Origin of the sequence: Planomicrobium sp. MB-3u-38, assembly GCF_002836425.1 — a bacterium.
In the GTDB taxonomy this organism is placed as follows: Bacteria; Bacillota; Bacilli; order Bacillales_A; family Planococcaceae; genus Planococcus; species Planococcus okeanokoites.
Genome location: NZ_PJBO01000005.1, coordinates 38,381 through 63,716, shown reverse-complemented (window position 1 = coordinate 63,716; position 25,336 = coordinate 38,381). Strand labels below are relative to the sequence as shown.

Sequence of the window (25,336 nt, the reverse complement as noted above, 5' to 3'; positions counted from 1 at the left end):
TTCAAAAGGAGAGAGATTACATGCCCGTTTCATTTGATTTCACCAATGTATTATCGTTTATGACGAATAGCGAGTTTGAAAATATTAGCGAATTTGTCAAACAAGCGCATAACCAACTTCACCAGCAGACAGGACCGGGTTCTGACTACTTGGGGTGGATCGACTGGCCGATTAACTATGATAAAGAAGAGTTTCTCCAGGTGAAACTGGCTGCCGAAAGAATTCAGCAACAGTCAGATGCGCTGATTGTGATTGGCATCGGCGGCTCTTATCTAGGCTCCAAGGCAGCAATAGAAGCCTTATCGCATACGTTCCATAACCAAGTTAAAGGAAATACGGAAGTTTATTTTGCCGGACATAACATTAGCCCAGCTTATATCACACATTTGCTTCAGCTACTGGAAGGGAAAGACATTTCAATCAATGTGATCTCCAAGTCAGGCACGACCACTGAACCCGCTTTAGCATTCCGGATATTCCGCACCTTTCTGGAAAAAAAGTATGGAAAAAAAGAAGCCGGAAACCGAATTTATGTCACAACCGACCGGAGCAAAGGCGCGCTTCGGAATCTTGCAGTTGAAGAAGGATACGAAACATTTGTCATTCCTGATAATATCGGAGGACGATACTCCGTTTTGACTCCAGTCGGTTTACTTCCGATGGCTGTAGCCGGGCTTAATATCGACCAAGTGATGCAGGGGGCAAAAGCTGCTTACCACAAATACAACAATCCTGTACTCGCTACAAACGAAAGCTACCAATATGCCGCAGTAAGGAATATTTTTTATAATAAAGGAAAATCGATTGAACTGTTTGTAAGCTACGAGCCTGGCCTGCTTTCTACAGCAGAATGGTGGAAACAACTTTTCGGGGAAAGTGAAGGGAAAGATGAAAAAGGACTCTTCCCCGCTTCTGTCAATTTCTCCACTGATTTACATTCAATGGGGCAGTATGTGCAGGAAGGGCGCCGTCTATTCTTTGAAACAGTTTTGCAAGTGAAGAAACCTTCCCTCGATCTTGTCATACAAGAAGATCCAGCCAATATGGATGGGTTGAACTTCTTAGCAGGAAAAACGATGGATGAAGTGAACAAAAAAGCGGCACTTGGAACTTCCCTTGCCCATGTCGATGGAGGTGTGCCGAATCTGGTCATTGAGCTAGACGAACTCAATGAATTCACCTTTGGCGAAATGATTTATTTCTTCGAAAAAGCCTGCGCGATCAGCGGCACTTTACTCGGTGTCAATCCATTTGACCAACCAGGAGTAGAGGCATATAAAACCAATATGTTTGCATTGCTTGGCAAAGAAGGATTTGAAAAAGAAAGAGAAAAGCTGGAAAATCGGCTGTTGCCGTCTGGCAACTCACAAAACGATGAGGTGAAAATACAATGAAGCAGCAAATTGGAGTCATCGGTTTAGGGGTAATGGGAAAAAACTTAGCCCTGAACATGGAGAGTAAAGGTTATTCTGTATCTGTCTATGATTATTGGACAGACCGAATCGACGAATTAGCTGAAAAAGAAGCACAAGGAAAAAAGATTTTGGGAGCATACAGTGTTGAAGAGTTTGTCCTTTCATTGGAAACCCCCCGCAAAATCTTGTTGATGGTGAAATCTGGAGACACGACGGATTCGGTCATTGAATCCCTCCTTCCCCACCTTCAATCAGGGGACATTCTAATAGACGGAGGAAATTCGTTTTTTGAAGACACGAATAGGCGAACAGCAAAATTACAAGAAGCAGGCTTGCACTTTCTAGGCGCCGGAATTTCCGGCGGAGAAGAAGGTGCCCGCAACGGTCCTTCCATCATGCCCGGTGGACCGAAAGAAGCATATGAACAAGTCAAACCTATTCTGGAAGCAATTTCGGCAAAAGTAGATGACACTCCTTGCAGTGCCTATATGGGTCCTGATGGAGCTGGCCATTACGTCAAAATGGTCCATAACGGCATCGAATACGGGGATATGCAATTGATATCCGAAGCCTATTTCATCATGAAACACGCGCTTGGCCTTTCTGTCCTAGAAATGTCCACTATATTCTCGGATTGGAACAAAGGGGAGCTTGACAGTTACCTTGTCGAAATTACCGCCGATATTTTGAACAAGCGGGATGAAGATACCGGGAAGCCGCTTGTTGATCAGATTTTGGATGTGGCCGGACAGAAAGGGACTGGGAAATGGACAAGCCAAAACGCGTTGGATTTAGGTGTTTCCCTTCCAATCGTCACAGAGTCCGTTTTCGCAAGGTTTATTTCCTCGGTCAAGGAAGAACGGGTCGCGGCAAGCAAAATTCTGCAAGGCCCTGAACCGAAAAAACAGGCAGGCGACTCCCAAGAAATGATTGAAGCCATCCGCAAAGCCTTATACATGAGTAAGATTTGCTCGTATGCCCAAGGTTTTGCCCAAATGCGTGCGGCATCTGAAGAGTATGGCTGGAATATTCCTTACGGGGACGTTGCCATGATCTTCCGTGGAGGATGCATCATCCGGGCGCAATTCCTGCAAAAGATCAAAGAAGCATTTGACGGCAATCCCGAACTGCCTAACTTATTAATTGATCCATATTTCCAGGAGATTATAGGGGAGTATCAGCATTCTCTACGAAAAGTGCTGACGCTGGCCATTCAGCAAGGAATTCCGGCGCCCGCTTTTTCAAGCGCATTGGCTTACTATGACAGCTATCGCTCTGAGACATTGCCAGCCAATTTAATCCAGGCACAGCGGGATTACTTTGGTGCCCATACGTACCAGCGTGTAGACAAAGAAGGTTTCTTCCACACCGAGTGGCAAGTAAAATAACCAGAAACAATAAGTATGTAGAAGCTTGTTAGAACATCACGTAATCAGACTGAAAGGCCTGTTGGAAAAAGAAAGTTTTCCAGCGGGCTTTTTTGAATACATTGCAGCCTCCATGCTCATTGACGCCTTCTCCAATAGATTTTAATTGTCGATAAACAATTATCTGGAATCTGGATCCTTCAGGAAAATCATCTTTTTATGTTTGAAACTTTAACTCTATGAAAAAATTCTACCGTTAAAAGGGGCGGAATCCCTAAAAGAACCAATCTGCTAAAGGGTATGCTATTTTGATTATTTTTAAGTTGATAAACTACCGCAGATCTAAAATGATAGCACTCGCTCGATGCATTCCTACAAGAGCAAGCGAACCGGTAAATTCGGCAAAAAAACAAACGCCCCTAAACATTTGGGGCGTTTGTTCGTATAAAATCTCCATTTATTTATGGGGTTACGGTTTTAGGATGACTTTCGTACAATCATCCGTATGGTCATTGAAAATCTTATAAGCATCGCTTGCTTTTTCAAGCGGCATTATATGGGAAATGATTTCACGCGGATCAAATTCACCGTTTTCAATTTTTTCGTACAGCATCGGCATCAAATGAATAACCGGTGCCTGTCCCATCTTCATCGTCACGTTGCGTTCGAACATATTGCCGAGTGGGAACATATTGTACGTAAGACCGTAGATACCGGTCAGCTGGATAACGCCGAATTTGCTGACGGCATCTTTGGCAATATCGATGGCACTAAGTGTTCCGCCTTGCAGCTTCAGTTTCTGCTGGACTGCTTCAGCCGTGGATTTTTTGCCGTCCATCCCTACACAGTCAATAACGACACGCGCACCGCCGCTTGTAATTTCATGAATGTATGCACCCATATTGTCATACTGGTTGAAATCGAATACCTCTACGTTATTCATCTTTTTCGCCAGATTCATGCGATATGGAACTTCGTCAACTGCAATCACGCGTTTGGCGCCTTTCATCCAGGCAAATTTCTGTGTCATTAAGCCAATCGGTCCACAACCGAGTACCACGACCGTATCGCCCTGTTTTACTCCTGCATTCTCCACGCTCCACCAAGCGGTTGGCAGAACATCCGACAAGAAAAGCAACGACTCGTCTTCAAGTTCTGAGGATTCCGGAATGACGTACGGCATGAAGTTGCCATAAGGAACCCGCAAGTACTCTGCCTGACCGCCCGAGTAACTACCGTAGCGTTCAGTAAATCCGAAGTAGCCACCCGTATCAAAATGAGGGTTGCCGTTTGAGTTGTCGCACTGGCTTTCCAGATCATGGTTGCAATAGAAGCATTGCCCACAGCTGACATTGAACGGCAGTACAATCCGGTCGCCTTTTTTCACCTTGGTGACTTCTGGTCCTACCTCTTCTACGATTCCCATCGGTTCATGGCCGATTACATAATCTTTTCTGGCAGGTAAAGCTCCTTGATAAATATGTAAATCTGATCCACAAATCGCGGTTGAAGTAATTTTTACAATGATATCGTCCTTTTTTTCAAGTTCAGGATCTTTCACGTTTTTCACTTTCATGTCCTTCACGCCTTGAAAAGTTACGGCTTTCATCTTTATCCCTCCATTTCATCTTACTACAGTCTCCTTTCCCTTTCTCTATTTAAATAAACTTATTAATCAGAAAACAGTGATTTACTCTCGGCTTCTCACAACACCATGCGTACCCTTCGGCACACGGTGGTTCATTTAAGACGCATAATCAGTTTCTATCAATTTCTTCTGCATTTTCAAAAGTTTTTTTATATGGGGCATTTAACTTCCTATATACATTTCAATGCGTTTCTCCTAATTATAATCAATCCAGAATTAGTTAACTATACAACAACGAAAATAGAACCGTTCGTAAAAGTACACTTTTACGAACGCTTTAAAAAGGGCTGAAAATGACCAAAAAGAGCGTTCGTAAACGTGTCAAATGACTTTACGAACGTTCGCCAATTTGCACACACTTTTACGAACGCTTTTCAGGTATAATGAGAGGAAACAATCGTTTATAGAGGTGAATTATGGAACATCGTAAATTTGGTTACATACGCGTCAGCAGCAAAGATCAAAATGAAGGCCGCCAATTGGAAGCCATGCGGAAAATGGGCATCACTGAACGAGACATTTATTTGGACAAGCAAAGTGGAAAGAACTTTGAACGCGCAAATTATCAATTGCTAAAACGGGTTATCCGGAAAGGCGACATTTTGTATATCCATTCGTTGGATCGGTTCGGCCGGAATAAAGAAGAGATCCTCCAGGAATGGAATGATCTCACGAAAAATATTGAAGCCGATATTGTCGTGCTGGATATGCCGTTACTCGATACGACCCAGTATAAAGATAGCATGGGGACATTTATTGCGGATCTTGTTTTACAGATTCTTTCCTGGATGGCTGAAGAGGAACGGGAACGCATCCGGAAACGGCAGCGTGAAGGAATCGACTTGGCCTTGCAAAATGGCATACAATTTGGCCGGTCCCCTGTTGTTGTTTCAGAGGAATTTAAAGAAGTTTATAGAAAATGGAAAGCTAGAGAGCTAACAGCAGTGGAAGCCATGAAGGAAGCCGGAGTGAAAAAGACCAGTTTTTATAAATTAGTAAAAGCACTCGAAGAAGAAACAGCCAACACAATATAATAGAAGAAACTTATAAAAATATTTATCGTAAATTGATGTTACTAATAGGTTATATAAGGATAAATGTGACGGAGGAGTTTTCATGAAAAAAATATATGTAGACATATATCATCAGTATTGGGATGTAGAAGAAATGAAACCTGTTGAAACCGTTCTAATTAATAGCAATGATTATAATTCTTCTGTATACAATTCTTTTTTAGAAGAAGAACTTCATAATATGCTTTCCACTGTTAAAGGAGATGGGTATTTTATTAAAATTGAAAGGACCCCGAAAGAAGAGTACATAAATATTGTTTTAGTAGCCACTAAAGAAGATGAAATGAGTTCTGAGTATATTCATGAGTTTTTTGAGAATATTTCTAAAGGTAGAGAACCGTCTCTTGAAAAGAATTTCAATAATAATAAGGAAGTTCCTCTCTATAATGGGGCCGAAGAATCAGGTAGCAAAGTTCAAATATATATATCACTTGAATTTTTTGATGAAGAAGAAGTAGAAGAACTGGCGAGACTTTTTAATAGTAAAAACTTCGAAGCTCAATTGATATCAAATGAGACCGTAATATATGAAAAAGGCGCTAGTAGTGTATATTTTAATTTCATACTCGAAGTTTCTACTTTGATTGGAGGCATAAGTGGTATTTATGCGCTTATACAAGCTTATAAAAATAAATCTGGACAATCGCACAAAAATATTAATGCTGGACAAATTGATTGGGAAAGTATAAAAGAACAAGTTTCTCAATTTACCGGTATCAATACTTCGGATTTGAGGGGAACCAGATTTGAAATTAACGAACCCTTTATTGAAGTAGTCTTAAGTAATCGGTATAAAGAAGTAATTGTTCTCTGTGATGAAAATTTTAAAGTGATTAAGTTACATACCGTTAATAAATCTCAAACAGTCATATAAAATGAAGTATTAAATTGCTGTGGTAGTTCAATTTTAAGTTGCCGTATACATATGACTGGAACTCCTCTGCAGCACGACGAAATTACAATAAGTCTCAGTGGATTCGCAATAACATATTTTGATGCTGTTTCTTCTATAATAAAGTGTTTGCAAGAGTGCAAGAAATAAGTGAACGTTCATAAAGTGTCTCACCACATTTACAAATTAAAAATTTGTGTCATAAAAATATCCAATACATAAAACACCCCAATAATAGGGTACATAAATAACCCTATTATTGGGGTATTGTGTTTTCTTGACACTTCTTACTTGGCGCAAGGATGTGAGGCTTTTCTATTTAAATTATTCTAACGTGGATAGATCAATCTCTGCTATATAAGGAGTGCCATTGAATGAGAATAATTCGTCTAGCTCCAATTCTAGCGGCTTGGTTATATCAGATATACCGACTGTGCTTTGGGCACCTTCGATTAGCCCGCCAGGTCTTACTTCTTTTTGTCCAATTCCTAAATCCACACCCTCAACCATTATTACATCATCAGTTTCTACATCATCTTGGAACCCTTTTAACATAAATGTCATGAATGGAGAAGTTGAATCTTCCGAATTATTGACCCAGTCGTATTCAACGATTAAAGCATTATTCCCTTCATAATCAATGCCCAGGCTATATTTTTGAATAGTTAATGTGTATTCACCTAATTCTATAGGTTCTCCTAAAACAATCTGGTTTCCAATAGACTCCTCAACTGCTTTCTCTTCTACCTCTTTGTTAGCTTCATCTGTAAATTCTATCGAACTAAGTATGTTTTCAAATTCACTGCTATAATCTTTTTCTGAATTTGATACCGTAGCCATCATCAAGCTGTTTATTCCATCATAATGATCGAAAGTAATTAAAGACGTTTTATACTCTTCGTTGGACAACACAATATCAAAATTGTACTGATATGCTGTTGTACCAGCTACGGCTATTTCTGACTCCGAGATTAAATCGAATGAATCAAAAGAAGAAGTAACGCCATCTATGAAACTCGCTCTTGTAACATCATCGGAAATAGTTCCGTCTATCTCATCATGACTAACCATTAACATACCATCTTCAGGGTAATAATATTTCAAATTTTCACCAGATACTTCTTCATTCCAACTTTCAGGAATTGAGTACTCCATGCTACTCATATTATAAGATTTACTTTTTTCATCTACTACGTTAGTCTCGGTTTTTGAAACTGCTTCTTCCGTTGTCTCAGTAGTCGCATCCGAAGAACAGGCACTCAATACCCATATTGCACTTAATAACACTAAAGAAATTTTCTTCAATTTTATCACTCCCTTTTGATTAGTAATTTCATTTGTAATATTTTTCATTAAGATATACCGGACTAATTATATCACTAAAAATCTTTTTTCTTCCAATTTTACAATAAAAAAGACCATTATAAAGCTATGAAAATCCTTCTGTAATACTTGTTGAAGATATCTAATAATGAAAAGCTTTCATTATGTTAAAAGGTTATTGAACTTTATGCAGATAAATTGGGTGAAACTTGGAATTGAAGAATATTTAAAAGATGTTTAGTTTAGATATCGCGATACTATCAGTACCTGCAATAAATCAATATATAATTTAAGAAACCCGGAAACCTTTTTATAAATTGGTTATTGGACTTCTTTAAACCCTATGTTGAAGTATCTCTCAAAGCAAAAAATATTAATACTGGTAGTTGAATGAGTAAATATCTTGGTTGTAAAATGCGACAGGGCTGCCGCCAAAAATACTGCAGCCCTATCCTATTTTAAATTTTTTAAATCACGTCAATACTGTGTTTATAAATACTTGTCTATGGTTACTTCGGATACAGTGAGATAATGCTGCATTAACGTTTCAAGTGATTTATGGCCTGTTTGCTGCGCGATAGTCGGTAAATCTGCACCTGCCGCATGCATGGCCACCACTTGGCTTTTCCTGAAATTGTATCCAGTAATACCTGTCCATCGCTTCAAAGCTTTACCATAGCCTATTTCACTAATTGCAGTGCTTTCATAGCGCCCATTCTTATACACTCTCCCCACGAAGTAGTTATCTGCTTTAAGACCGTATTCACGAATATAAACGTCGATTGCACGGATAACTTCCGGCGTGAGCCGCTTAGTATGCCATCTTTTTTGCTTTTTCAAATAAACATGCACGCATTTGTTGTTCAGATCGAAATCACTTATTTTTAACCGCACCATTTCGCTAGGTCTGTTGGCGGTTACTAGATTGACGAGACAAATCGCCTTTGCTCTTATCGGGAGACAATGGAGCCTATCCATCAACTCTTTCTTATTCAGGGCCGACTTTCCTCGAACTTGTGTCAAATGAGCGTATTGATCTTCTTGGTACATTTTCCGTATCCCCGAAAGCTCATATGCCACGCCAGCTTCTCCTTTGAGATCTATTTTATGAATGACACTCAAGTACTTTCTAATAGCTGCCAGCCGGCGTTCCCACGTTGTTTTCTTAACTTGCTGTTCAGTCAGTGAGATGTACAAATAATCAAGCATCGCCTCTGCGCCAACTACTTGGGCTGTGCTGCCGCAATAGTTCTTGTATCTCCGAATATCGCCCTCATATTGTTTTGGGATTTCCTCCATTTTCTTTTCAATATGAATTTTTCTGTTGTGGTAACGTTTCTGATTCTCCAGAGTGTCCTGGTGAGTTGCCAATTTGAAATCCGTCATTTTTCTGCCTCCCCATTTCTTTTCAAAATCATTGTGAAACAACATTTATGATAGATTGATTTTGAAAAAAGTAATGGGACAAAGCAAAAGAGCCAGAGAAGAAAATTCACGCCTTCTTCTCTGACTCTTATAAACTATCGTTTTTGATAGAACAAATCAATTTTTTATCCGGAGTATATTTGTCACTCGAATCAACTCTTCAATTTTTTTAACTATTCTTCTTTGTTCTTCAAGTGGTGGGAATGGAATTACACTTTCACCAAATACCGTGCCAGATATTTCTTTGAAAGTAGTTCCCGTAGCTTTCCTTTGAATCCATGGAGTCATGAATTTTAAGGCGTAATAAAGAAAATCAATATCTACATAATCTTTTAAAGGATGAATAGATTTACACCCTTGATTTGTAGCATATTGTTCTTCGACGATATTAATATGCCCAATAGGAGCCCGACTAGAATATACAATAGAATTTCCAGGAATTAATTGAGCAGATGAAGAATCCAATCCTTTTTCGCTTATTTTCCGCGAAGATGCAGCTATATATTTGTCTTTCGCTTTCCCCATGTCACTCGGCGTTATCCATAGTAACCCTTCGTCACTCCAATAATCTGAAATAGCTGTTTTCGGAGTACCACCTGAAATAATAAAGCCCAACTCTTTTAACCTCACCCATTCCCATGAAGTTGGAATATCAAATGGTACTTCTTCTTTTGTTATTTGAATAAATTCCTTTTTCTTGGACCTCTTATGTTTCTCGATCTTCTCTTTTTCTGTTCTTATTTTTTCTAATAATATACTTGTCGATTTGTCACTAGTATCTTGTGAAACCAACTTACCTTTCATAGCATACTGAAGAATAGATCTCTCTAAATCGAAAGGAAATTTCTTTTGAATAAATTCATTTCGCTGATATAAAGCTCCATAGGTATCGACTTTTTCTTCTAACACATTAATTTTGTCTACTATTCTTTTTTGTTCTTCATAAGGGGGTAGAGGTACGAGATAGTTTTCTATAAAATTTCTAGAAGCTCTCTGTTGACCTGCCGTACCACTAAAACTAGAAACCCCTTTTTCTATAAATAAAGAAGTTTTAAAAATCCACAAAAGATATTTTTTGTTTATCAGATTTGAGTATGGTCTAAATACAAATAATTCTGTAGTACCTGCACCAATATTATTAGGAAGTTCCCTTATAATTGCAGATTTTAAGTTCTCAAAACAAGGAGTAATTTTGGCAACTACAATATCTCCACTTTGAAAATGTGTATAGCCCTTTTTTATTTCCCCCCACGTTTTCTTTTCATAGGAATGTTGATTAGAAAAGCCGTCTTCAATAAGTTTCATTGGAATAAATCCTGCTTCAATGTCATCTGCAGCTCTATTTTTAGGATTAATTTCACATAACTCTTTTACTCTCACCCATTTCCAACTATCAGGAATTTCAAAAGGGATTTCTTCTTCATTTATATAACTGAAATGACTTTCTCCTTCTTTGAGCTTCTTTTTAGTTAATAGCTCTTTATCTTTAACTAGCTTTTCCAGTAAAACACTTACTGATTCCTCTGCTAGATCTTGATCAACTAATTTCCCTTGCATTGCATACTGTAAAATAGAGCTTTTTAATTGTCGCGCGTTCATTTTGCATCACCGAGCATCTCTTGTATTTGTACTAAAATAGAATCGATTTCATTATTTATTTGGGTACGTTCTTCAATATAAGTTGACATTAACTCGTGAGGGTCTAAAATAATTTCGTCCTCTTGAGGAAAACCACAAAGATCAAGATTATAGTTTAAAGCAGTTATTTCTTCTACTGAATATTTTCTAGCTTTATCGTATTTCCCATCATTTAACTCAGTACGGTTCTCCCACCATTCCATAGCTGGTTCGAAGTGTTCTAACTTAATTGGACGAGTCTTCGAAAAGTTTTTATACCCATCAGGCATGTCTAAACGATAAAACCAGACATCCTCTGTCGATTTCGTTTTATCAAAAAACAACATATTTGTCCGGATTGATGTATAGGGAGCAAACACACTATGAGGTAGACGGATTACTGTATGCAGATTGAATTCTTTAATTAGCTTCTCTTTAATAGCTTTTTTCGCATTATCAGCTCCGAATAAGAAACCATCTGGCAAGATTACACCCGCCCGTCCATTTTTCTTTAATCGGTACATAATAGTAGACATAAACAAATCTGCTGTTTCAGAACTGCGCAACGCCATTGGGAAATTCATTTTAATACTGTCTACCTCAGAGCCACCATAAGGCGGATTCATCATAATTACATCAAACTTATCTTTATCGGTGTAGTCACGCACATTTTTATCGAGTGAATTTCCATGAATAATAACTGGATCATCAATATCATGCAGTAACAAATTCGTGATGGCTAGCAAGTAAGGAAACGCCTTCTTCTCAATGCCGAATACTGATTGGTTATAAAGTTCTCGGTCTTCTACCGTCTTGATTTGAGGTTCTAAGTAATTCAATGTTGAAGTTAGGAAGCCTCCTGTTCCACAAGCAAAATCCGCCATTCGTTCACCTAACTGTGGCTGTATCATTTGGGTAATGAAATCGGTCGTTGCTCGAGGGGAATAATATTCTCCCGAAGCGCGCTGCGCCTGCAAATCTTTTAAGATTTGTTCATAAATCTCATTGAAGGCGTGGCGCTCCTTATAATCTGTGAAATCAATCTGGTCGATAACATTCACTGCCTGACGCAACAATACGCCATCTTTCATATAGTTATAAGCATCTTCAAAAGCAAATTTTACAATAGCTTTACTGATTGGGGTATTCTCATCCACGTCGATTGCTTTTAGAGCAGGGAATAGTTCATTATTTACAAAAGTTAATAATTTTTCCCCCGTCATGGATTCTCCGTCTTTTAAATCAACTGCCCAATTCCGCCACCGGCAATCTTCTGAGATAATTGAAGTGAAATCTTCATTGTGAAATTCCCAAAGCTCTTCTTTTGCATCATATATTTTTAAGAACAGCATCCAAACAATCTGTTCAATACGCTGAGCATCTCCAGATACCCCAGCGTCGTTACGCATAATATTTTGTAGAGTTTTAACAAAAGATGTAATAGACATTCAAAAGTTACTCCTTATTTACGAGATATAAATCTCTTCTTTTAGATTTTTAACTGCTTTATTGTAACCTTTTTTGCCACCGAACGCTTTGACAATCTTTAAAGGGCTGCCGAATTTCCGGAACTCTTGCAACTCTAAAATTTCTGTACTATCTAATTCGTTAATTCCTTCGTCAGCATATTTATCAAGTAAGATTTCTAATACTTCCCTTGCTACATCTTTATATTGATAAATATATCCGCGTTTTTTCACGTTGTTTGCTCGCTCGGATTTTGTTAATGCTGGTTGGTCAAAGGCAAGATGACAGATTAAGTCGAAGTCGTCCAATTCTTTGAGATGATCGTATTGGTCACGTAAAGCATCCAGTAAAACTCCTTGTTCAACCAATTCCTCTAAAATAGCTACTTTCTTATCTGCTGATTTCCATGAACGCAGAAAAGTTGCCAGATCCGCGTATTCATTGCGAATATTATTTTTGGTATAGTCGATAAGATTCTCGGTAATCAACTTGCCATCTTTGTCGTAATATTGCACACGTTCACTAACAATTTGAACGGGTACATCATTTACTCGGTATACAGAAGCTCTACCCGACCCTTCACCGCTACCGAATCTACCATCGTTTCCTCCAGGAAAGTCAGGATTGTCGTTACCTTCTGTTCCTTCAGGTGGCAATTCGTCTCCTGGATTTGGCTCTGGATCATTTGGATTCGGTATTTCTCCTCCGCTAGGTACTTCAAAGATTTGAACAGGATCACCGTCAAATTCAGGATCTGCAAATAAACGACTCACATTTCGGAAATCCAAAATTGTAAAATACTCTTTTCCGTATTCAGGATCCAATCTCGTTCCACGACCAATAATTTGTTTAAATTCTGTCATCGACTCGATATTCGTATCAAGTACAATGAGCTTACAGGTTTTCGCATCCACTCCGGTTGTTAAAAGCTTAGATGTTGTCACGATAGTAGGATAAGGAAGTGCACGGTCGATAAAATTATCCAGCTGAGCCTTCCCTTCTTCGTTATCACCCGTTATTCGCATTATATATTTGGAATTCTCTTGATAGAGATCAGAATTCAAATTGACCAATGCGGATCGCATCCGTTCTGCGTGGTCGATGTTTGTACAGAATACGATAGTTTTTGCAAAGCGATCAGTCTTCTTCAAAAACTCTGTAATGCGCTTCGCTACTATCTCTGTTCGTCCATCGATAATCATTTTTTTATCGAAATCTTTTCTATTATAATCACGATCTTCAATTTCGTTACCGTATATATCGGTTTTTCCCTTTTCCGGCCGATATCCTTCAAGGTCTCGATCAATTCCCACTCGGACAACTTTGTATGGCGCTAAAAACCCGTCATCGATTCCCTGCTTTAAACTATACGTATAAACCGGCTCTCCAAAGTACAAGATATTTGAGGTATCCTTTGTTTCTTTAGGGGTTGCGGTCAGTCCGATGTGAGTTGTATTCGGCCCATCAAAGTATTCCAAAATTCGGCGCCAGCGGCTTTCTTCTTTTGCCGAACCACGATGCGCTTCGTCAATAACAATTAAATCGAAAAAGTCGGGCTTGAATTGACGGAATGGTTCTTCTCCGTCTTCCCCGGCCAATTGATGGTAAAGACCAAGAAACACTTCGTACGAGCTATCCAACTTCCGGTTTTCAATCTTAGTCATTACTTTTTCGAATGGTTTAAAATCATTCGTCATCGTTTGATCTACTAGTATGTTGCGGTCTGCCAGAAAGAGAATTCTTTTTTTCAAACCAGCTTTCCATAAGCGATAAATGATTTGAAACGCCGTATAAGTTTTGCCGGTTCCCGTGGCCATCACAAGCATAATCCGATTTTGACCTTGAGAAACAGCATCCAGCGTTCGATTGATAGCCACTCGCTGATAATACCGAGGCGTCTTATCACCAAGCTGAAAATAATACGGTTCTTCAATCAGTTTTTCCTGTTTATCCGAAAGTTCTTTCCAATTTACATAGCGTGTCCACAGTTCTTCTTCTGTCGGAAATTCATCCAGTTGAAGGGCACGCTCTTTACCAGTGGTTCGATCGTGTTCTACAAAAGCATCTCCATTTGAGCTGTAGACAAACGGAACGTCTAACAGCTCTGCATAGGAAATGCCTTGCTGCATACCTGCACCGACCCCTTGCTTGTTATCCTTTGCTTCGACAATGGCAATTGGAAGATGTTTTTTGTGCATCAATAGATAATCTGCACGTTTCCGCCTACCTCTTGTCGTGATATTTCCTCTTACAATAACTCTTCCATCTGTGAAGCTATGTTCGAAAAGCATCTGCTCAATTGACCATCCAGCATTTTGGATAGCCGGGGTTATATATCGATTTTTTATATCCTCTTCTGTCATTTCTTTTTTACTTTTCAAATCGTTCAACCTCCCTCTTACCATGTCAGGATAAAATAAAATGTTAATCTCTTTACTTCATTCTAACCTATAAAAAAGGAGTAATTATACATTTCTTTATTTTCATTGATAAAATTCTATGAATATAAAAAGCCTTCTGTATTAGAAGGCTCTAATGTTTTCCTTGTTAGATTAACTTTCTAAGAATTCAATCTTTTAATCCTACTTTTACGATAAATAAACTACCGGTAGTTATACCCGCGTTGAAATAAGTCATTTATACATTTCCTTGCGTTTTCCTTTGAGACACCAATATCATCTAAAACCATAGCGTAATAAAGCCATTCTAATACTGATAAGTCAATATCGATTAACTTATTGAATTCTGTGCTTAAATTTCCGTGTGCAAAAGTGTTGCGATCTTTTTGAATTCGTTCAGCAATTACATTACGCTTGAAATCTTCGCTTTCAATGCCGTTCATAGTATATGCACTTTCAATGAAATCTTTAAGAACTTCATCAGATTCCTTTAATGCCCACATTATATTAGCAGCTAGTTGGGATTGGTTTTTTTCAAAGAATCTTCTTGAACTATCAAAGAACTTCTTTTCCTTCTTGCCAGTGGTTTCTTCAATTTTTTCATTTAAAAAATCTAAAACTTCGTTTCTTTCCTTTTCGTATTTCTGCTTATTTTCTTCACTTTTGGCTTTGTGAGAAATCTCGAATTGCCACTCAAACCCAGCAGTTGCCATAACAAACCTTGCAGGAGTAATCGTGTTTATAGACTTATAATTTACTGGTATATGTCTTAGGTATACTTTTTTCAGAGATATTTTTTCCAATAACTTTGTGAATGAAGAACCTAAGAGTGGGTATGATATTATTCGTTCTCTTATGATTTTTTCTTCTTCCTTTTCTTCTGGCTGAGGATATCTAACATATAATTCTCCAATAGAATAGTTCTCATGATCGAACTTCTTCTTCAATATTAATTTATTAATATGCAAATTTTTTCTGTAGCTAATAAACTCTAGTAGTTGTCTGGTTAAAGATACTAAATCATTAGCCATAGAAATATCTGTAGTATCTTCAAACTGATAATTTAAAGTTGAATTGAGTTTTAGAGGACTTGTTGCAATTTTTGTTACATCTCTTCTTATACTTAGATTTCCTTTTATCAACTTATCTTTTAAATCAAATTCGAATTCTTCAGTAGTTTTGTCAAAAGGTTTTAGTCTCAGCTCTCCTTCTCCATCTTCAAAGTATTTGTAGTGTTCAAAAGCTAGACTGATATTGTGAAACCAATTTAATTCATCTGCTTGTATTTCTAAGCCATCAAAAGAAGTCTCTCCACCGTCAAATACGATATAGGATATTAAAGAAGCTTTATATGTCTTTGGCGCAGATTGGTATACATCTTTAATGTGAAAATGAATTGCTTTTCCTTTTTCAAAATCCTTTGCGATTAGAGTACCGGTTTTTTGTAACTCATTTCCAGGTTCCTTATTAAAGCCAAAAGCTACGCCTAAAAAGGGGAGCTTTTCCCTTTCTTCAGTGTCTTCAATTTCTAAAGCAAAGGATTCCTTGTGTAATTTAAAGACATATGTTTTACCGTTATAGTCGATTAATCCAGTCAGCATAAAAATCCCCCTATCTTTATGAAATATAAACTGTTCCTGTACCTGTTTCAAAAGACTTTTTGATGTTATCTAGTTAATAAGTATATCAATAGAAGTAACTTTTCCTACTGGAAGCCAATACAGAGCAAACGAATTATTATAGATAATCCTCTGTTGTCCAAACAAATATTTTGTACTCAAACAGCCTATCAAAATGTTCGTAACTATTGGAAACTTACAATTGATAGACATTGACAGCCAACAACGTTTAAACGCTTTTCAATGCCCTTCCTTTTGCTCGATTGTGAAATAAAGAAGAAACACTATCAAGCAATCGTTCCCTGTAACCTAATAAGTCAATCAATGGACTTCAAAATGAAATTACAGTTTTTATAGACCAAACAAATCTGAGGCTTTTATCTTATTCAAACCTTTTAAAGTAACAGAGCGTCCAGCGTGCCGCGGGTCTCCATGCTCAGTAAAAGTGCTCTTAGCATTTTCAATGTCTAAAACATATAAATTATCTTTATGTAAAGTAGAAACTAAATTAACAATGCGCAGAACTTCTTTGTAATAAAGTAAATTAGGTATAGTATTAACTTCCGGTTTCCCCCAAGCTAATACTATTAGACTTTTATTCTTCATTTTCAATTTTATCTTGGTTTCATTACGCTTTTGAACTTCATCGAGAGTATTTGCTAAATGTAAATTCCTAATTTTTTTTATAGATAATTTTGTATTACTGGCATAGATCGGTAAAACATTAAAAATGGTAAGATCTTTAATTTGGCGATTATTTACCCGGTATTCATAAAATAATTTTATTAGCTTGTTAACAGTACTATCTGATATATTCATGTTGGCTTTTGATGGATTCATTAATACGATACCTACTGATAAGCCTTCTCCTCGGTCTAAAAATGGAATGGTTAAAGAATACCGGACATCTATATCCTCTAGAAGAGTTTCCTCATCAATAGTAATTACAGTTTGATCTACTTTTTCTAAATCGTACATTTCAGACAATTTCTCACCCCTATTTGGTTACTGTAAGTAACATAAACTGCTGCATAAAGTAACCTATTTTAATATGAGAAGCATAATTACTAAAAATTCAAAGGTATCTTTTAGACATGTCTACTCATTACCAGCAAACACAAATAAGAAATTAATTCTGCTCGACCTAGTATTGAACTGATTTTTACAAATTTTATATAATCATAATTCAATTATAGAGGACGCATTACTCCGGCTTCTATGGCAGCAATCATACTTCCATATTTCTTTCTAATCACTTTTTCACTTCTTATTGCCAGATCCCATCTAGAACGGAGCACTTTCGAAATATGTACATAGTGATTGTCTACATGGTTTTTAGTCTGCGTTTTATAGCTTTCAAAAGATTTATAAGTACTAACATATTCAAAATAAGTTTGCAGTAAAGCTGCATCATCAAAATAGACATCCACTACAAAACAGTAGGTTGAGTTATCGGGAAAAAAATACTCCTTCATTTTTTTAACAACTCAAATTGTTTTTCTTCTAGTGCAAACCAAGATTCAGAGAGTAGTTTTCTTTCTTCTGGTCGTTTTTTATCATATCTTACGTCGTTTGCTAATTTAGAAATCATTTTACCCATAAATACAATCAAAACATCAGAAATTCGAAGTCCAACATGGTCAGCAGAATCTTCTTCTTTGACTAATAAAAAATTAAATTTTTTAAATGGTTGTAAAGGTATTCCTTCATCGAGGATGAGTTTGGTTGATTGCGTACTGAATTTGGTGTTTAGGCTCATTTCTGTCGTCCACAAGTCAATATCAAAGCTCAACTTTTCCCAATCAAATGAAACTTCCTCAAATGAAGAACTTGAAATTAAATGCTTTTTGGTTTTTATAGTTTCGATTAACCCCTTATATTCTGCTATTTGTCCTCTCATTCTATTAATATTTTTGTTCTTTTCAATAAACGTTCCTAAGTCTTTTTGAATTTCTGTAAGAACTTCTCTATTACTTATATTCGAATCGAAAATGGATAGAATCACACTAGCACTCGCTTCAAGTTCTAAATATTTAACCATAGAGTATTTTAGCAGCCAAGCTGATTCTATAAACCTTTTCTTTTCTAATTCAAGTATCCAGTGCGTCAGTCGATTATCAGCAACTAACGACATTTTATTTATTGACAACAATAAGTTATCTACCTGATTTTCAAGCAGCAAATCTATTAAGGAGTTATAAAAATCTAACTCATGATTTTTCATGCTGGCAATTCCGAACTTAAAATTCTTATCTAAAATATCTTTTCCTTTTAATTCCTTATCAAACTTTCTAGAAGCTATGTATTTTTTCTCTAACAACTTGTAGTTCTCTTCAATTATGGAAAGATTATCTTTGTTGATTTTTATTACATCGGCAACGTAAACATGCATGTTGTCATTTCCTAATTTAATCTTTCTTTCTTCGTTATAAGGATTCGACGCTCTTATTGTTTCTTGTGGCCCTTTTTCATCAATATATAAATAATCCATTTTTTCACCCTTTTTTAGTTAAGAGATTGTTTTCATGTAAAATCCGAAATTTAGCTACACTTTAATTATGTAGATTCTCTAGAGAGTATCATAATCCCTTTCGAAATAACTTCTTATAACTATTGTTAATCCTCTAATGTCTTTACTCTTTGGCAATCCATAGTCTTATTATTAGCTGCCGCAACGAATAATTTCTTACGAGAATTATTATTTAAAGTCTTTGCAGGACTACATCCTCTTTTGCCGAATATTATTTACAAGAAAAGAGGTGGAAGATTTCGAATGAGCTGGCAAAGTGATTTAGATCTATTTATTAAAAATTTATCGATTCGTCAATATTGAAAATCTGCAGCATCAATGATTGCGGTGCACCAATCAAAAATAAAGGCTTGTGTAAGTATCATTACTATCGAAAGCGCTACAGGGGAGATTCTCCGCTGCATCCGTCTAAGCGAGCTGAAATTGTCAAGATATGCGTGGTTAACGATTGCAGCAACAAGGTACAAGCTGTCGCACTCTGCTCGAAACATTGTCGTTCTTATCATCGCTGGAAAGCGAAAAATCTCATTTCAAATAGGGAAGATTTTTTAGAAAGACTAGCAAATAAATAAACACAAAAAGACTGTCCAAGCTGGCAGTCTTTTTCGAATACATTTCATTCTTTGTTACTCTGTGAAAAAAGCTTCACACAGATAATGGAATTTACCTTCATTAAAAAGGAAGATGGCTGCGCAGCTGCTTCTCCTGAAATTTTTTCTATGGTTTTTGCTACGAATTGAAAACCCCTATTCAATAGGGTATAATAGATACATAAGTCACTAGTCGAAGAGGTAGTTATGAAACGGACATTTGTATACGTAGAAAATTTTGATCAAAAGTGGAAGCAGCAGGGCCTTGGTGCAGCTGAGCAGCGTGAGTTGGAACTACAATTGCTGATGGATCCAAGTCAAGGTGCTGTAATCGCTGGTACGGGCGGACTCCGGAAGATGCGTTTTTCTCCTGAAAGTGATAACCAAGGAAAGAGTGGCGCTTACCGAATTATCTACTTGGATATTCAGACTTCCTCCCATACGATTTTGCTCCTGATTTATGCGAAAAATCAGCAAGAAACGTTGAAGCCAGATCAAAAGAAGATACTGAAACAATTCGTAGATCAGCTGAAGAGCTTGTATACTTCCGAAAGGATGGATGGACAATGAATGAGAATCAATTTTTCGATGAACTGAAAACCAGTTTAGGCCAAGCTGTTGAATATGCAGAGGGCAACCGAGCAAAAGCACGAACAAAGACCGTGGCGATTAAGGAATTGGCCACTTTTTCTGCACAGGACATCAAAAGTCTGCGTTTGCAGATGAATTTAACGCAGAAGTCATTTGCAGCTCTTATTGGGGTCTCTGTCAAAACGATTGAATCGTGGGAACACGGCACCAACCAACCGAGTGGTGCAGCCCGGAGACTATTAGAAATTTTGAGCAATCAGCCACATGTAGCCGAAGAGCAGCAAATCGTTTCTGTTTGAAATCTACCTTAGGAGGTGTTAACTATGTCCACCTTTTCCTTTCGTGTGGATGATCTCGACAGTAAACACATCCGCGATTACGTGAAACTGGAACACACATCCGTTTTGGACGTGAGGCGAAATCTCATTATCGAAAAAATTGAAGATGAACGCGATAGGGAAAATTTCGACCGCGTTCTTGCTAGGTTGGAAACACGTCATTCCTTGGATGACGTCAAAAAAGAATTGAATTTATAACAGACAATGTATAATATTCATTTTTCAAAGGAGTCATAAGATGAAAAGTACCGGGATTGTAAGAAGAGTTGATCAGTTAGGACGTATTGTTACGCCCATCGAGTTGAGAAGGGCCTTGGGTATTTCAGTAGGAGATCCGATGGAAATCTTTCTTGAAGAAGATAAAATCATTCTCAAAAAATATGAGACCGATCGTACCTGCGCGGTAACGGGAGAACTCCTGAACGAAAACGTTGAATCCACTTACGTGAAAGGCTTGTATTTGAGTCCAAGAGGCGCCGAGCTGCTGTTGGAAGAGTTGCAGAACAAAATTTAAGGGTAGCCACTCCTCCTCAATATGTATAGAATGAAGCTACAGAACCCACCACGCCTCTTCACAATGCGGACCACGGTGGGTCATTTTGTTTTACTGCCCTTTCATTCCTCTTGCCCATCTGCGTTTTGGCTAAAGCATATAGCGGAGTCACGTAAACTTGCGATTCTGGAACGAAAAGAAAGGAGGATGGGGATGAAGAAGGAAAATATCAAACTGCTCCTGGAAACAAGGGCAGAATCGAACAGCATTGGCATCAACCATTACTCGACAAAAGAAAGTCCCTCATTGGTTCAAATCAAATTTTCAGAAAACACCGGGGTATACACGGTTTACTTTTCGAAGCTTCCAAAAGAAGAACAATTGGACTCCATCGACGCAGCAACGGAACTGATCTACGGTTACTTATCTCAAAACCCATGACAATAACCGCCTTTCAAGGAATGGTTTATGCGGAAGGCTACCATCAAAGGTGCGGACCAAAACTGTGGCCTTTTAAAGTGCTGGCCGCTTCTTCCACACAGGCCATTAGAGCGTTACGTCTGCAAAGCTGAAACGGGGTCATACGTAGAGGATATACAGGCGTTTCATTGACCGTTCAGTTCGAACGGCACCTGGAAGGAGGTAAAGATGGTGAAACACGAAAAAAGAGCCTTGGAAATGGCCCAGTTGGAAGCGGAAGAGATGCTGCGCTTGGGGACTCCCTACCGCCAGGAGACCGCGCGGTACGTATCGCTGTTCTTCAGTGAGCTGGTGAACGCCGGAAAAGGTTGCGATCTGTCTCTGGAGGATGTGAAAGACGAGATCCGCAGCAAATACTCGTTAGATACTGAACGCGTGAACGATGTGTCGAAAAGCATTTGGGTGCTCCTGGCTAAAGTAAGAGACGAAGACCGGCTGGCCGAATACTATGAACAGGCAACAGTCAAAATGAAGAAAAGAGATGCTGACCGGAACTCCTAAAGGTCAGCATCCCTTTCTGCTTTTACGCTTCTGTCTCCCTTTCGCCTCGCGCAGGATCCGTCGCTCTGCCCGACGTAACACCGCATCTGCTCGCAATTTGAAATACAGCGAGGTCAGATAGGTTGGAGCTTCCATCATCCGCTGCTGCAGGATTTGAAACTTCAGTTTTTCGGATCCTTTCATGAGTTCAGACAAAGTGGGCATCTTTTCTACCTTCTTTCGGATTATCATTGCAGATTGCACTACTGCTGCTCTACTTTAGGCTATTCATGTCAGCCATTGCTCTTCTTTTGGATTGTTTCAGCACTCTTTTGGCCCGCCAGCCGAAGTAGAAAATTGTTGTATAGGTGGAAGCACTCAGCATTCGGCAACGGAAGAATTCATACTTTTTCTTTTCAATTTCTTTCATCGCTTCTTTTACTGTCATCACCGTCAACTCCTCTTCTTTTTATCACAAGCAACCAGTCTTTTCCCTCATCTTTTGGCATCGTAGCTAAAGTAGTCCAGGCGACAAAGTAAAGCTTACTGGCAATTTCATCGCCTTTGTTATTCTATTTTCATTCAAGTTTAAGTGAATGTTTTAAATGCAAGAAGTAGGGTCTTAGTTCCGGGGTTAACCCGATCTTCACGGTTTCAGTGTTTTTCGAGTATAAAACGCTGGAGATCCAGTGAGTCAGGAGCCACCCTCTACCTTCACGGGGTAGTTCTACTATTTTCATCAGGAGATCCTGAAAGATGTTTTTAAATTGAAAATCCCGATTGGATCCCGTTATCCCTAGAATTTCATACCATTCCTGGACTGACCATTCGTAATCTTTGTCGTCTTCGTCTGTTGAATCGACCATGCAGACTATCTCAAGGACAATGGCCAGCTCTTTTTCAGTCAACAGATCACTTTCCTTCGCCTGCAGAAAGCTGGTTCCCTGAATAACAATAGGATGTTTCGACAACAAATCTTCCCTTCCATTCTCGTTTGCCTTCAGTTTTCATTTGTAGGATCTATCTTAGGAGCGGGAAAGTTATCAACGATAATTCGAGCCAGCCAGGAAGTTCCCTTATGCTGAAATGCCGGATTTTCCAAATCTGCATTTTCCAATACGCGTTGTGCAATGGTGTTTGCCGCTGAATAACTAAGCGATTTATTTTGCCGATTTGCAAAATAGACTAAGTCTTTTTCCAACTGATGAGTAAATCGTTCCTTCGCATTCTCCAAGCCTGGTTTCATCTCTTTTCATCTCTCTTTCTTTCAACTTCTGTCGCGCTTCTTTTAGTATGCAAAACAATCTGCTTTTTCTTAGTTTAACTGAATTAAAGCGGAATCTGCAGTCATCCATCACTTTTTTTTAGGAACTTACTATGAATCATTCCTTTCACTGCAATGCTGATATTTCTTTATTTATTGCAGTAATCATTGCCGTACTTATTACATTATATTTTCGCAATGATTACCGCAATAAAGCTCTTTTTACTTATATCCGCTATGCTTATTGCGGTAATAATAGCCGCAATCACTACAATTAATCTAACTTCCAAAGTTCATTATCCATATAAGTTATTTTAAGACCTTCCGATTTTCGTAATTCGTTCCCACATGGATGTTTTTTTATCTTGTAGTTTGAATGATGAACCAATCAGATGTGTAGCAAGTTGATGATAATGCGGTTCGAGTATAGGTTGAACTTTCTTTTGCAGATAAAGTGGTTTGTTCTGGTAGTAGTTCTTTGCTGTTTCTTCCCATAAAGCTGGAATTGTAGCAAGCATTGGCAGTTCCATCATCTTACTTATTGAATCAGGTTTTGATTCATCAATCATTTGATTGTGTATAAGGTGAATTGGAATATTATGCGTTTTTTCAATCTTTTTGATATAGTCTTTCCAGCTGCGCAGCTGCTGAATGCGATCACATACAATAATCCATAATTCATCCATGTATTTAAGGGATTCATTTGTGATCTCATGCATTTCTCCAGTCGGCATATCCACCAGTGTCACATCATAAATTTCTGTCATACAGTGATAAGCTTTGATTGACTCTGGAGTGTATCTTCTTTGCAGATCATCTCGGTGAATAGGAAAGAACTTTACTCCCCGGTAAAGCCACTCGCTGTTCCCCAGTGGTTCAGCAGCGTTTAGATTATGAGCTAAACTCACCCATTTATCCGGAATTGTCGAATGCCGCTTTAACCACTGGTTTATAATGTATTTCCATGAAAGACCTTCCAGAACAGCTGTATGGACTTTGTTCTCTGAAAGAAAGAGAGAAAAATTTATCAGAAATGACGTTACCCCAACTGCAGGTAACGGCGACCAAACACCAATGGTCTTGTTTTTTTCCATTTCAAGTCCCGATAAGCTTTTTTGAAGATTTCTCATTCGCATTGGAAAAGGATCACCTTGAAAGGGCACCTTAACGTCATTCTTTGGAGCAGCTTCATCAACCGGTTCTTTAACTTCTACTTCCTGCTCATTTACATCTTCCTCAACTGTTTCTACAGCTGATACATGTTCTAACTGTTCACTTGGTTTTTCGTGATTATCTTCCCTTTCTTTTGATTCATGTATCTTTTCATTTCGCTTTTCTCCAGCTGGAGTTGGATTCGGTTGCAATTTATCAACTTCATCGATATTTATAGACCTCTCTGCTTGTAAGTTCTTTTCATCCATCTCATTCTCATCGTCTTCGTCGATCTCTCCGTTATACATCGCCATTTCTAATTCCTCAACGATGAAATCTATTGTTTGAAGCAGCTCATCAATATTAATTTCACCGCTTTTTGAATCAATATAGATATTGTGCTCTGCAATTGTCGATATTTCATCACGCGGTTCTATTAAGATAATGTCTTTTAATTCTTGAAAATGTTTCTTAAGTTCTCGATAAGATTCAGAAGCGATGCCTTCATTCGTAATTAGGCATACTTCGGAGGGATATTTTACATACCAACCAAGAAATTCTTCGATTGAATGGTAATGATTTACTTTATATCTCTCTTTAACTACTGCTTCGATAATGGTTTCTTTCATTTCTGTTACTACCTCATTTGTAATGACCAAACAGATTTCAACTTTAGACTTATACATAGAAAACCCTTCCTTCTCTAATTAGTTAATAAAAAAAGCGCATATCGCCGCTATCCCTAATGGATAGCGGTAATATGCGCAGTGCTTGCGTTTGGTTGAAATTAACATAACTATAGCATAGGTTTTCATAAAAAGTAATACAAAAGTGGACTGACTTAAAAAAGCTCTTTCCATTGGCTGATTCTGTATCCAAGTGATCCGATAATCCGAAATTGCTTCCGTAATTGATTCAAGTTTCTCACCAGCTATCACTAAGAGCCCCTAGCAATAGAAGTCAAAATTTATATAACTTCAATTAATTTCTCTTCCTGTTAAACCCTTGTTCGTTCACCTCTCTGTTAAGTCCTAAAAAAATGTGCGTAAGGGCTTAACTTGAAGGGGCTTACCCCTGTTAAGCCCCTTTCTTACTGTTGTGGCAAGCTACTGGGGCAGGTTCCAAGTCCTACAATCTACGGTGGAGCAACCTATAGGTTTACAGGTAGAGAAG

The 25,336-nt window shown here is 38.0% G+C and carries 25 protein-coding genes; 10 read left to right on the top strand and 15 right to left on the bottom strand.

Going from position 1 to position 25,336, the window contains the following annotated elements:
- Window positions 1-20: 20 nt before the first annotated feature.
- Window positions 21-1,394, top strand: coding sequence for a glucose-6-phosphate isomerase (locus CXF70_RS03385; RefSeq protein ID WP_101801552.1), 1,374 nt, complete (start codon window positions 21-23; stop codon window positions 1,392-1,394).
- A complete protein-coding gene (gene gndA / locus CXF70_RS03380; RefSeq protein WP_101801551.1) occupies window positions 1,391-2,803 on the top strand; it encodes an NADP-dependent phosphogluconate dehydrogenase in 1,413 nt (470 codons plus the stop codon). Before CXF70_RS03385 ends, gndA begins: the two co-directional genes overlap by 4 nt.
- Before the next feature lie 448 nt (window positions 2,804-3,251).
- Here the strand turns inward: gndA and CXF70_RS03375 are convergent, their stop codons facing one another.
- On the bottom strand, window positions 3,252-4,391 hold the full coding sequence (locus CXF70_RS03375; protein WP_101801550.1) for a zinc-dependent alcohol dehydrogenase: 1,140 nt from the start codon (window positions 4,389-4,391) through the stop codon (window positions 3,252-3,254).
- Between the two features lie 455 nt (window positions 4,392-4,846).
- Here CXF70_RS03375 and CXF70_RS03370 point away from each other — a divergent pair, with 455 nt between their 5' ends.
- Together CXF70_RS03370 and CXF70_RS03365 are read left to right on the top strand one after the other, a co-directional pair.
- Window positions 4,847-5,464 carry a recombinase family protein gene (locus CXF70_RS03370; protein ID WP_101801549.1) on the top strand — a complete coding sequence of 206 codons (618 nt, stop codon included), beginning with the start codon at window positions 4,847-4,849 and terminating at the stop codon, window positions 5,462-5,464.
- A gap of 82 nt (window positions 5,465-5,546) precedes the next feature.
- A complete protein-coding gene (locus CXF70_RS03365; protein WP_101801548.1) occupies window positions 5,547-6,377 on the top strand; it encodes a hypothetical protein in 831 nt (276 codons plus the stop codon).
- Window positions 6,378-6,719: 342 nt separating this feature from the next.
- On the opposite strand, the gene CXF70_RS03360 is transcribed toward CXF70_RS03365, so the two are convergent.
- From CXF70_RS03360 to CXF70_RS03320, 9 genes are all read right to left on the bottom strand, one after another.
- Window positions 6,720-7,700 carry a DUF5067 domain-containing protein gene (locus CXF70_RS03360; RefSeq protein ID WP_158241151.1) on the bottom strand — a complete coding sequence of 327 codons (981 nt, stop codon included), beginning with the start codon at window positions 7,698-7,700 and terminating at the stop codon, window positions 6,720-6,722.
- Between the two features lie 507 nt (window positions 7,701-8,207).
- Window positions 8,208-9,104 carry a tyrosine-type recombinase/integrase gene (locus tag CXF70_RS03355; protein WP_101801546.1) on the bottom strand — a complete coding sequence of 299 codons (897 nt, stop codon included), beginning with the start codon at window positions 9,102-9,104 and terminating at the stop codon, window positions 8,208-8,210.
- A 156-nt stretch (window positions 9,105-9,260) separates the two neighbouring features.
- Window positions 9,261-10,742 (bottom strand): restriction endonuclease subunit S, encoded by a 1,482-nt coding sequence (locus CXF70_RS03350; protein WP_101801545.1) that lies wholly within the window; start codon window positions 10,740-10,742, stop codon window positions 9,261-9,263.
- Entirely contained in the window at window positions 10,739-12,208 is a 1,470-nt protein-coding gene (locus CXF70_RS03345) for a class I SAM-dependent DNA methyltransferase (protein WP_101801544.1), read from the bottom strand. The genes CXF70_RS03350 and CXF70_RS03345 overlap by 4 nt, the downstream gene beginning before the upstream one ends.
- Before the next feature lie 18 nt (window positions 12,209-12,226).
- The gene (gene hsdR, locus CXF70_RS03340) at window positions 12,227-14,632 is read right to left on the bottom strand and encodes an EcoAI/FtnUII family type I restriction enzme subunit R (RefSeq protein ID WP_101801543.1); all 2,406 of its coding nucleotides are present in this window, start codon (window positions 14,630-14,632) and stop codon (window positions 12,227-12,229) included.
- Window positions 14,633-14,829: 197 nt separating this feature from the next.
- Window positions 14,830-16,227 carry a hypothetical protein gene (locus CXF70_RS03335; RefSeq protein WP_101801542.1) on the bottom strand — a complete coding sequence of 466 codons (1,398 nt, stop codon included), beginning with the start codon at window positions 16,225-16,227 and terminating at the stop codon, window positions 14,830-14,832.
- Window positions 16,228-16,596: 369 nt separating this feature from the next.
- Window positions 16,597-17,223, bottom strand: coding sequence for a DUF1643 domain-containing protein (locus tag CXF70_RS03330; protein ID WP_101801559.1), 627 nt, complete (start codon window positions 17,221-17,223; stop codon window positions 16,597-16,599).
- A gap of 212 nt (window positions 17,224-17,435) precedes the next feature.
- The gene (locus tag CXF70_RS18105) at window positions 17,436-17,720 is read right to left on the bottom strand and encodes a hypothetical protein (protein ID WP_101801541.1); all 285 of its coding nucleotides are present in this window, start codon (window positions 17,718-17,720) and stop codon (window positions 17,436-17,438) included.
- Window positions 17,717-18,736: a hypothetical protein gene (locus CXF70_RS03320; RefSeq protein ID WP_101801540.1), complete on the bottom strand. Its 1,020-nt coding sequence runs from the start codon at window positions 18,734-18,736 to the stop codon at window positions 17,717-17,719. Before CXF70_RS03320 ends, CXF70_RS18105 begins: the two co-directional genes overlap by 4 nt.
- An 836-nt stretch (window positions 18,737-19,572) precedes the next feature.
- On the opposite strand from CXF70_RS03320, the gene CXF70_RS03315 reads away from it, so the two are divergent.
- The 6 genes from CXF70_RS03315 (at window position 19,573) to CXF70_RS03290 (ending at window position 21,768) form a co-directional block, all read left to right on the top strand.
- Window positions 19,573-19,935 (top strand): hypothetical protein, encoded by a 363-nt coding sequence (locus CXF70_RS03315; RefSeq protein ID WP_101801539.1) that lies wholly within the window; start codon window positions 19,573-19,575, stop codon window positions 19,933-19,935.
- Window positions 19,932-20,255 carry a NadS family protein gene (nadS, locus tag CXF70_RS03310; RefSeq protein ID WP_101801538.1) on the top strand — a complete coding sequence of 108 codons (324 nt, stop codon included), beginning with the start codon at window positions 19,932-19,934 and terminating at the stop codon, window positions 20,253-20,255. Before CXF70_RS03315 ends, nadS begins: the two co-directional genes overlap by 4 nt.
- A gap of 24 nt (window positions 20,256-20,279) precedes the next feature.
- Window positions 20,280-20,492: a DUF6290 family protein gene (locus tag CXF70_RS03305; RefSeq protein WP_101801537.1), complete on the top strand. Its 213-nt coding sequence runs from the start codon at window positions 20,280-20,282 to the stop codon at window positions 20,490-20,492.
- Between the two features lie 40 nt (window positions 20,493-20,532).
- Entirely contained in the window at window positions 20,533-20,808 is a 276-nt protein-coding gene (locus CXF70_RS03300; RefSeq protein WP_101801536.1) for an AbrB/MazE/SpoVT family DNA-binding domain-containing protein, read from the top strand.
- A 192-nt stretch (window positions 20,809-21,000) separates the two neighbouring features.
- Window positions 21,001-21,228 carry a hypothetical protein gene (locus tag CXF70_RS03295; protein WP_101801535.1) on the top strand — a complete coding sequence of 76 codons (228 nt, stop codon included), beginning with the start codon at window positions 21,001-21,003 and terminating at the stop codon, window positions 21,226-21,228.
- A gap of 210 nt (window positions 21,229-21,438) precedes the next feature.
- Complete coding sequence (locus CXF70_RS03290) at window positions 21,439-21,768, top strand: hypothetical protein (RefSeq protein ID WP_145990701.1); 330 nt, start codon at window positions 21,439-21,441, stop codon at window positions 21,766-21,768.
- A gap of 3 nt (window positions 21,769-21,771) precedes the next feature.
- Here the strand turns inward: CXF70_RS03290 and CXF70_RS03285 are convergent, their stop codons facing one another.
- The 5 genes from CXF70_RS03285 to CXF70_RS03270 form a co-directional block, all read right to left on the bottom strand.
- Entirely contained in the window at window positions 21,772-21,972 is a 201-nt protein-coding gene (locus tag CXF70_RS03285) for a hypothetical protein (RefSeq protein ID WP_101801533.1), read from the bottom strand.
- 49 nt (window positions 21,973-22,021) lie between these two features.
- Window positions 22,022-22,198, bottom strand: coding sequence for a hypothetical protein (locus CXF70_RS18100; RefSeq protein ID WP_158241150.1), 177 nt, complete (start codon window positions 22,196-22,198; stop codon window positions 22,022-22,024).
- Between the two features lie 127 nt (window positions 22,199-22,325).
- Window positions 22,326-22,718, bottom strand: a complete 393-nt coding sequence (locus CXF70_RS03280) for a RepB family plasmid replication initiator protein (RefSeq protein ID WP_158241149.1) — start codon at window positions 22,716-22,718, stop codon at window positions 22,326-22,328.
- Between the two features lie 29 nt (window positions 22,719-22,747).
- Window positions 22,748-22,993 carry a hypothetical protein gene (locus tag CXF70_RS03275; protein WP_101801531.1) on the bottom strand — a complete coding sequence of 82 codons (246 nt, stop codon included), beginning with the start codon at window positions 22,991-22,993 and terminating at the stop codon, window positions 22,748-22,750.
- A gap of 332 nt (window positions 22,994-23,325) precedes the next feature.
- On the bottom strand, window positions 23,326-24,849 hold the full coding sequence (locus tag CXF70_RS03270) for a P-loop NTPase family protein (protein WP_101801530.1): 1,524 nt from the start codon (window positions 24,847-24,849) through the stop codon (window positions 23,326-23,328).
- Between the last annotated feature and the right edge of the window lie 487 nt (window positions 24,850-25,336).

Excerpts from the sequence above, each read along its gene's own strand:
- CXF70_RS03385 (WP_101801552.1), top strand. The coding sequence starts at position 21 with ATGCCCGTTTCATTTGATTTCACCAATGTATTATCGTTTATGACGAAT.
- gndA (WP_101801551.1), top strand. The coding sequence starts at position 1,391 with ATGAAGCAGCAAATTGGAGTCATCGGTTTAGGGGTAATGGGAAAAAAC.
- CXF70_RS03375 (WP_101801550.1), bottom strand. The coding sequence starts at position 4,391 with ATGAAAGCCGTAACTTTTCAAGGCGTGAAGGACATGAAAGTGAAAAAC.
- CXF70_RS03370 (WP_101801549.1), top strand. The coding sequence starts at position 4,847 with ATGGAACATCGTAAATTTGGTTACATACGCGTCAGCAGCAAAGATCAA.
- CXF70_RS03365 (WP_101801548.1), top strand. The coding sequence starts at position 5,547 with ATGAAAAAAATATATGTAGACATATATCATCAGTATTGGGATGTAGAA.
- CXF70_RS03355 (WP_101801546.1), bottom strand. The coding sequence starts at position 9,104 with ATGACGGATTTCAAATTGGCAACTCACCAGGACACTCTGGAGAATCAG.
- CXF70_RS03350 (WP_101801545.1), bottom strand. The coding sequence starts at position 10,742 with ATGAACGCGCGACAATTAAAAAGCTCTATTTTACAGTATGCAATGCAA.
- CXF70_RS03345 (WP_101801544.1), bottom strand. The coding sequence starts at position 12,208 with ATGTCTATTACATCTTTTGTTAAAACTCTACAAAATATTATGCGTAAC.
- hsdR (WP_101801543.1), bottom strand. The coding sequence starts at position 14,632 with ATGGTAAGAGGGAGGTTGAACGATTTGAAAAGTAAAAAAGAAATGACA.
- CXF70_RS03335 (WP_101801542.1), bottom strand. The coding sequence starts at position 16,227 with ATGCTGACTGGATTAATCGACTATAACGGTAAAACATATGTCTTTAAA.
- CXF70_RS03330 (WP_101801559.1), bottom strand. The coding sequence starts at position 17,223 with ATGTACGATTTAGAAAAAGTAGATCAAACTGTAATTACTATTGATGAG.
- CXF70_RS18105 (WP_101801541.1), bottom strand. The coding sequence starts at position 17,720 with ATGAAGGAGTATTTTTTTCCCGATAACTCAACCTACTGTTTTGTAGTG.
- CXF70_RS03320 (WP_101801540.1), bottom strand. The coding sequence starts at position 18,736 with ATGGATTATTTATATATTGATGAAAAAGGGCCACAAGAAACAATAAGA.
- CXF70_RS03315 (WP_101801539.1), top strand. The coding sequence starts at position 19,573 with ATGAAACGGACATTTGTATACGTAGAAAATTTTGATCAAAAGTGGAAG.
- nadS (WP_101801538.1), top strand. The coding sequence starts at position 19,932 with ATGAATGAGAATCAATTTTTCGATGAACTGAAAACCAGTTTAGGCCAA.
- CXF70_RS03305 (WP_101801537.1), top strand. The coding sequence starts at position 20,280 with ATGTCCACCTTTTCCTTTCGTGTGGATGATCTCGACAGTAAACACATC.
- CXF70_RS03300 (WP_101801536.1), top strand. The coding sequence starts at position 20,533 with ATGAAAAGTACCGGGATTGTAAGAAGAGTTGATCAGTTAGGACGTATT.
- CXF70_RS03295 (WP_101801535.1), top strand. The coding sequence starts at position 21,001 with ATGAAGAAGGAAAATATCAAACTGCTCCTGGAAACAAGGGCAGAATCG.
- CXF70_RS03285 (WP_101801533.1), bottom strand. The coding sequence starts at position 21,972 with ATGCCCACTTTGTCTGAACTCATGAAAGGATCCGAAAAACTGAAGTTT.
- CXF70_RS03275 (WP_101801531.1), bottom strand. The coding sequence starts at position 22,993 with ATGAAACCAGGCTTGGAGAATGCGAAGGAACGATTTACTCATCAGTTG.
- CXF70_RS03270 (WP_101801530.1), bottom strand. The coding sequence starts at position 24,849 with ATGTATAAGTCTAAAGTTGAAATCTGTTTGGTCATTACAAATGAGGTA.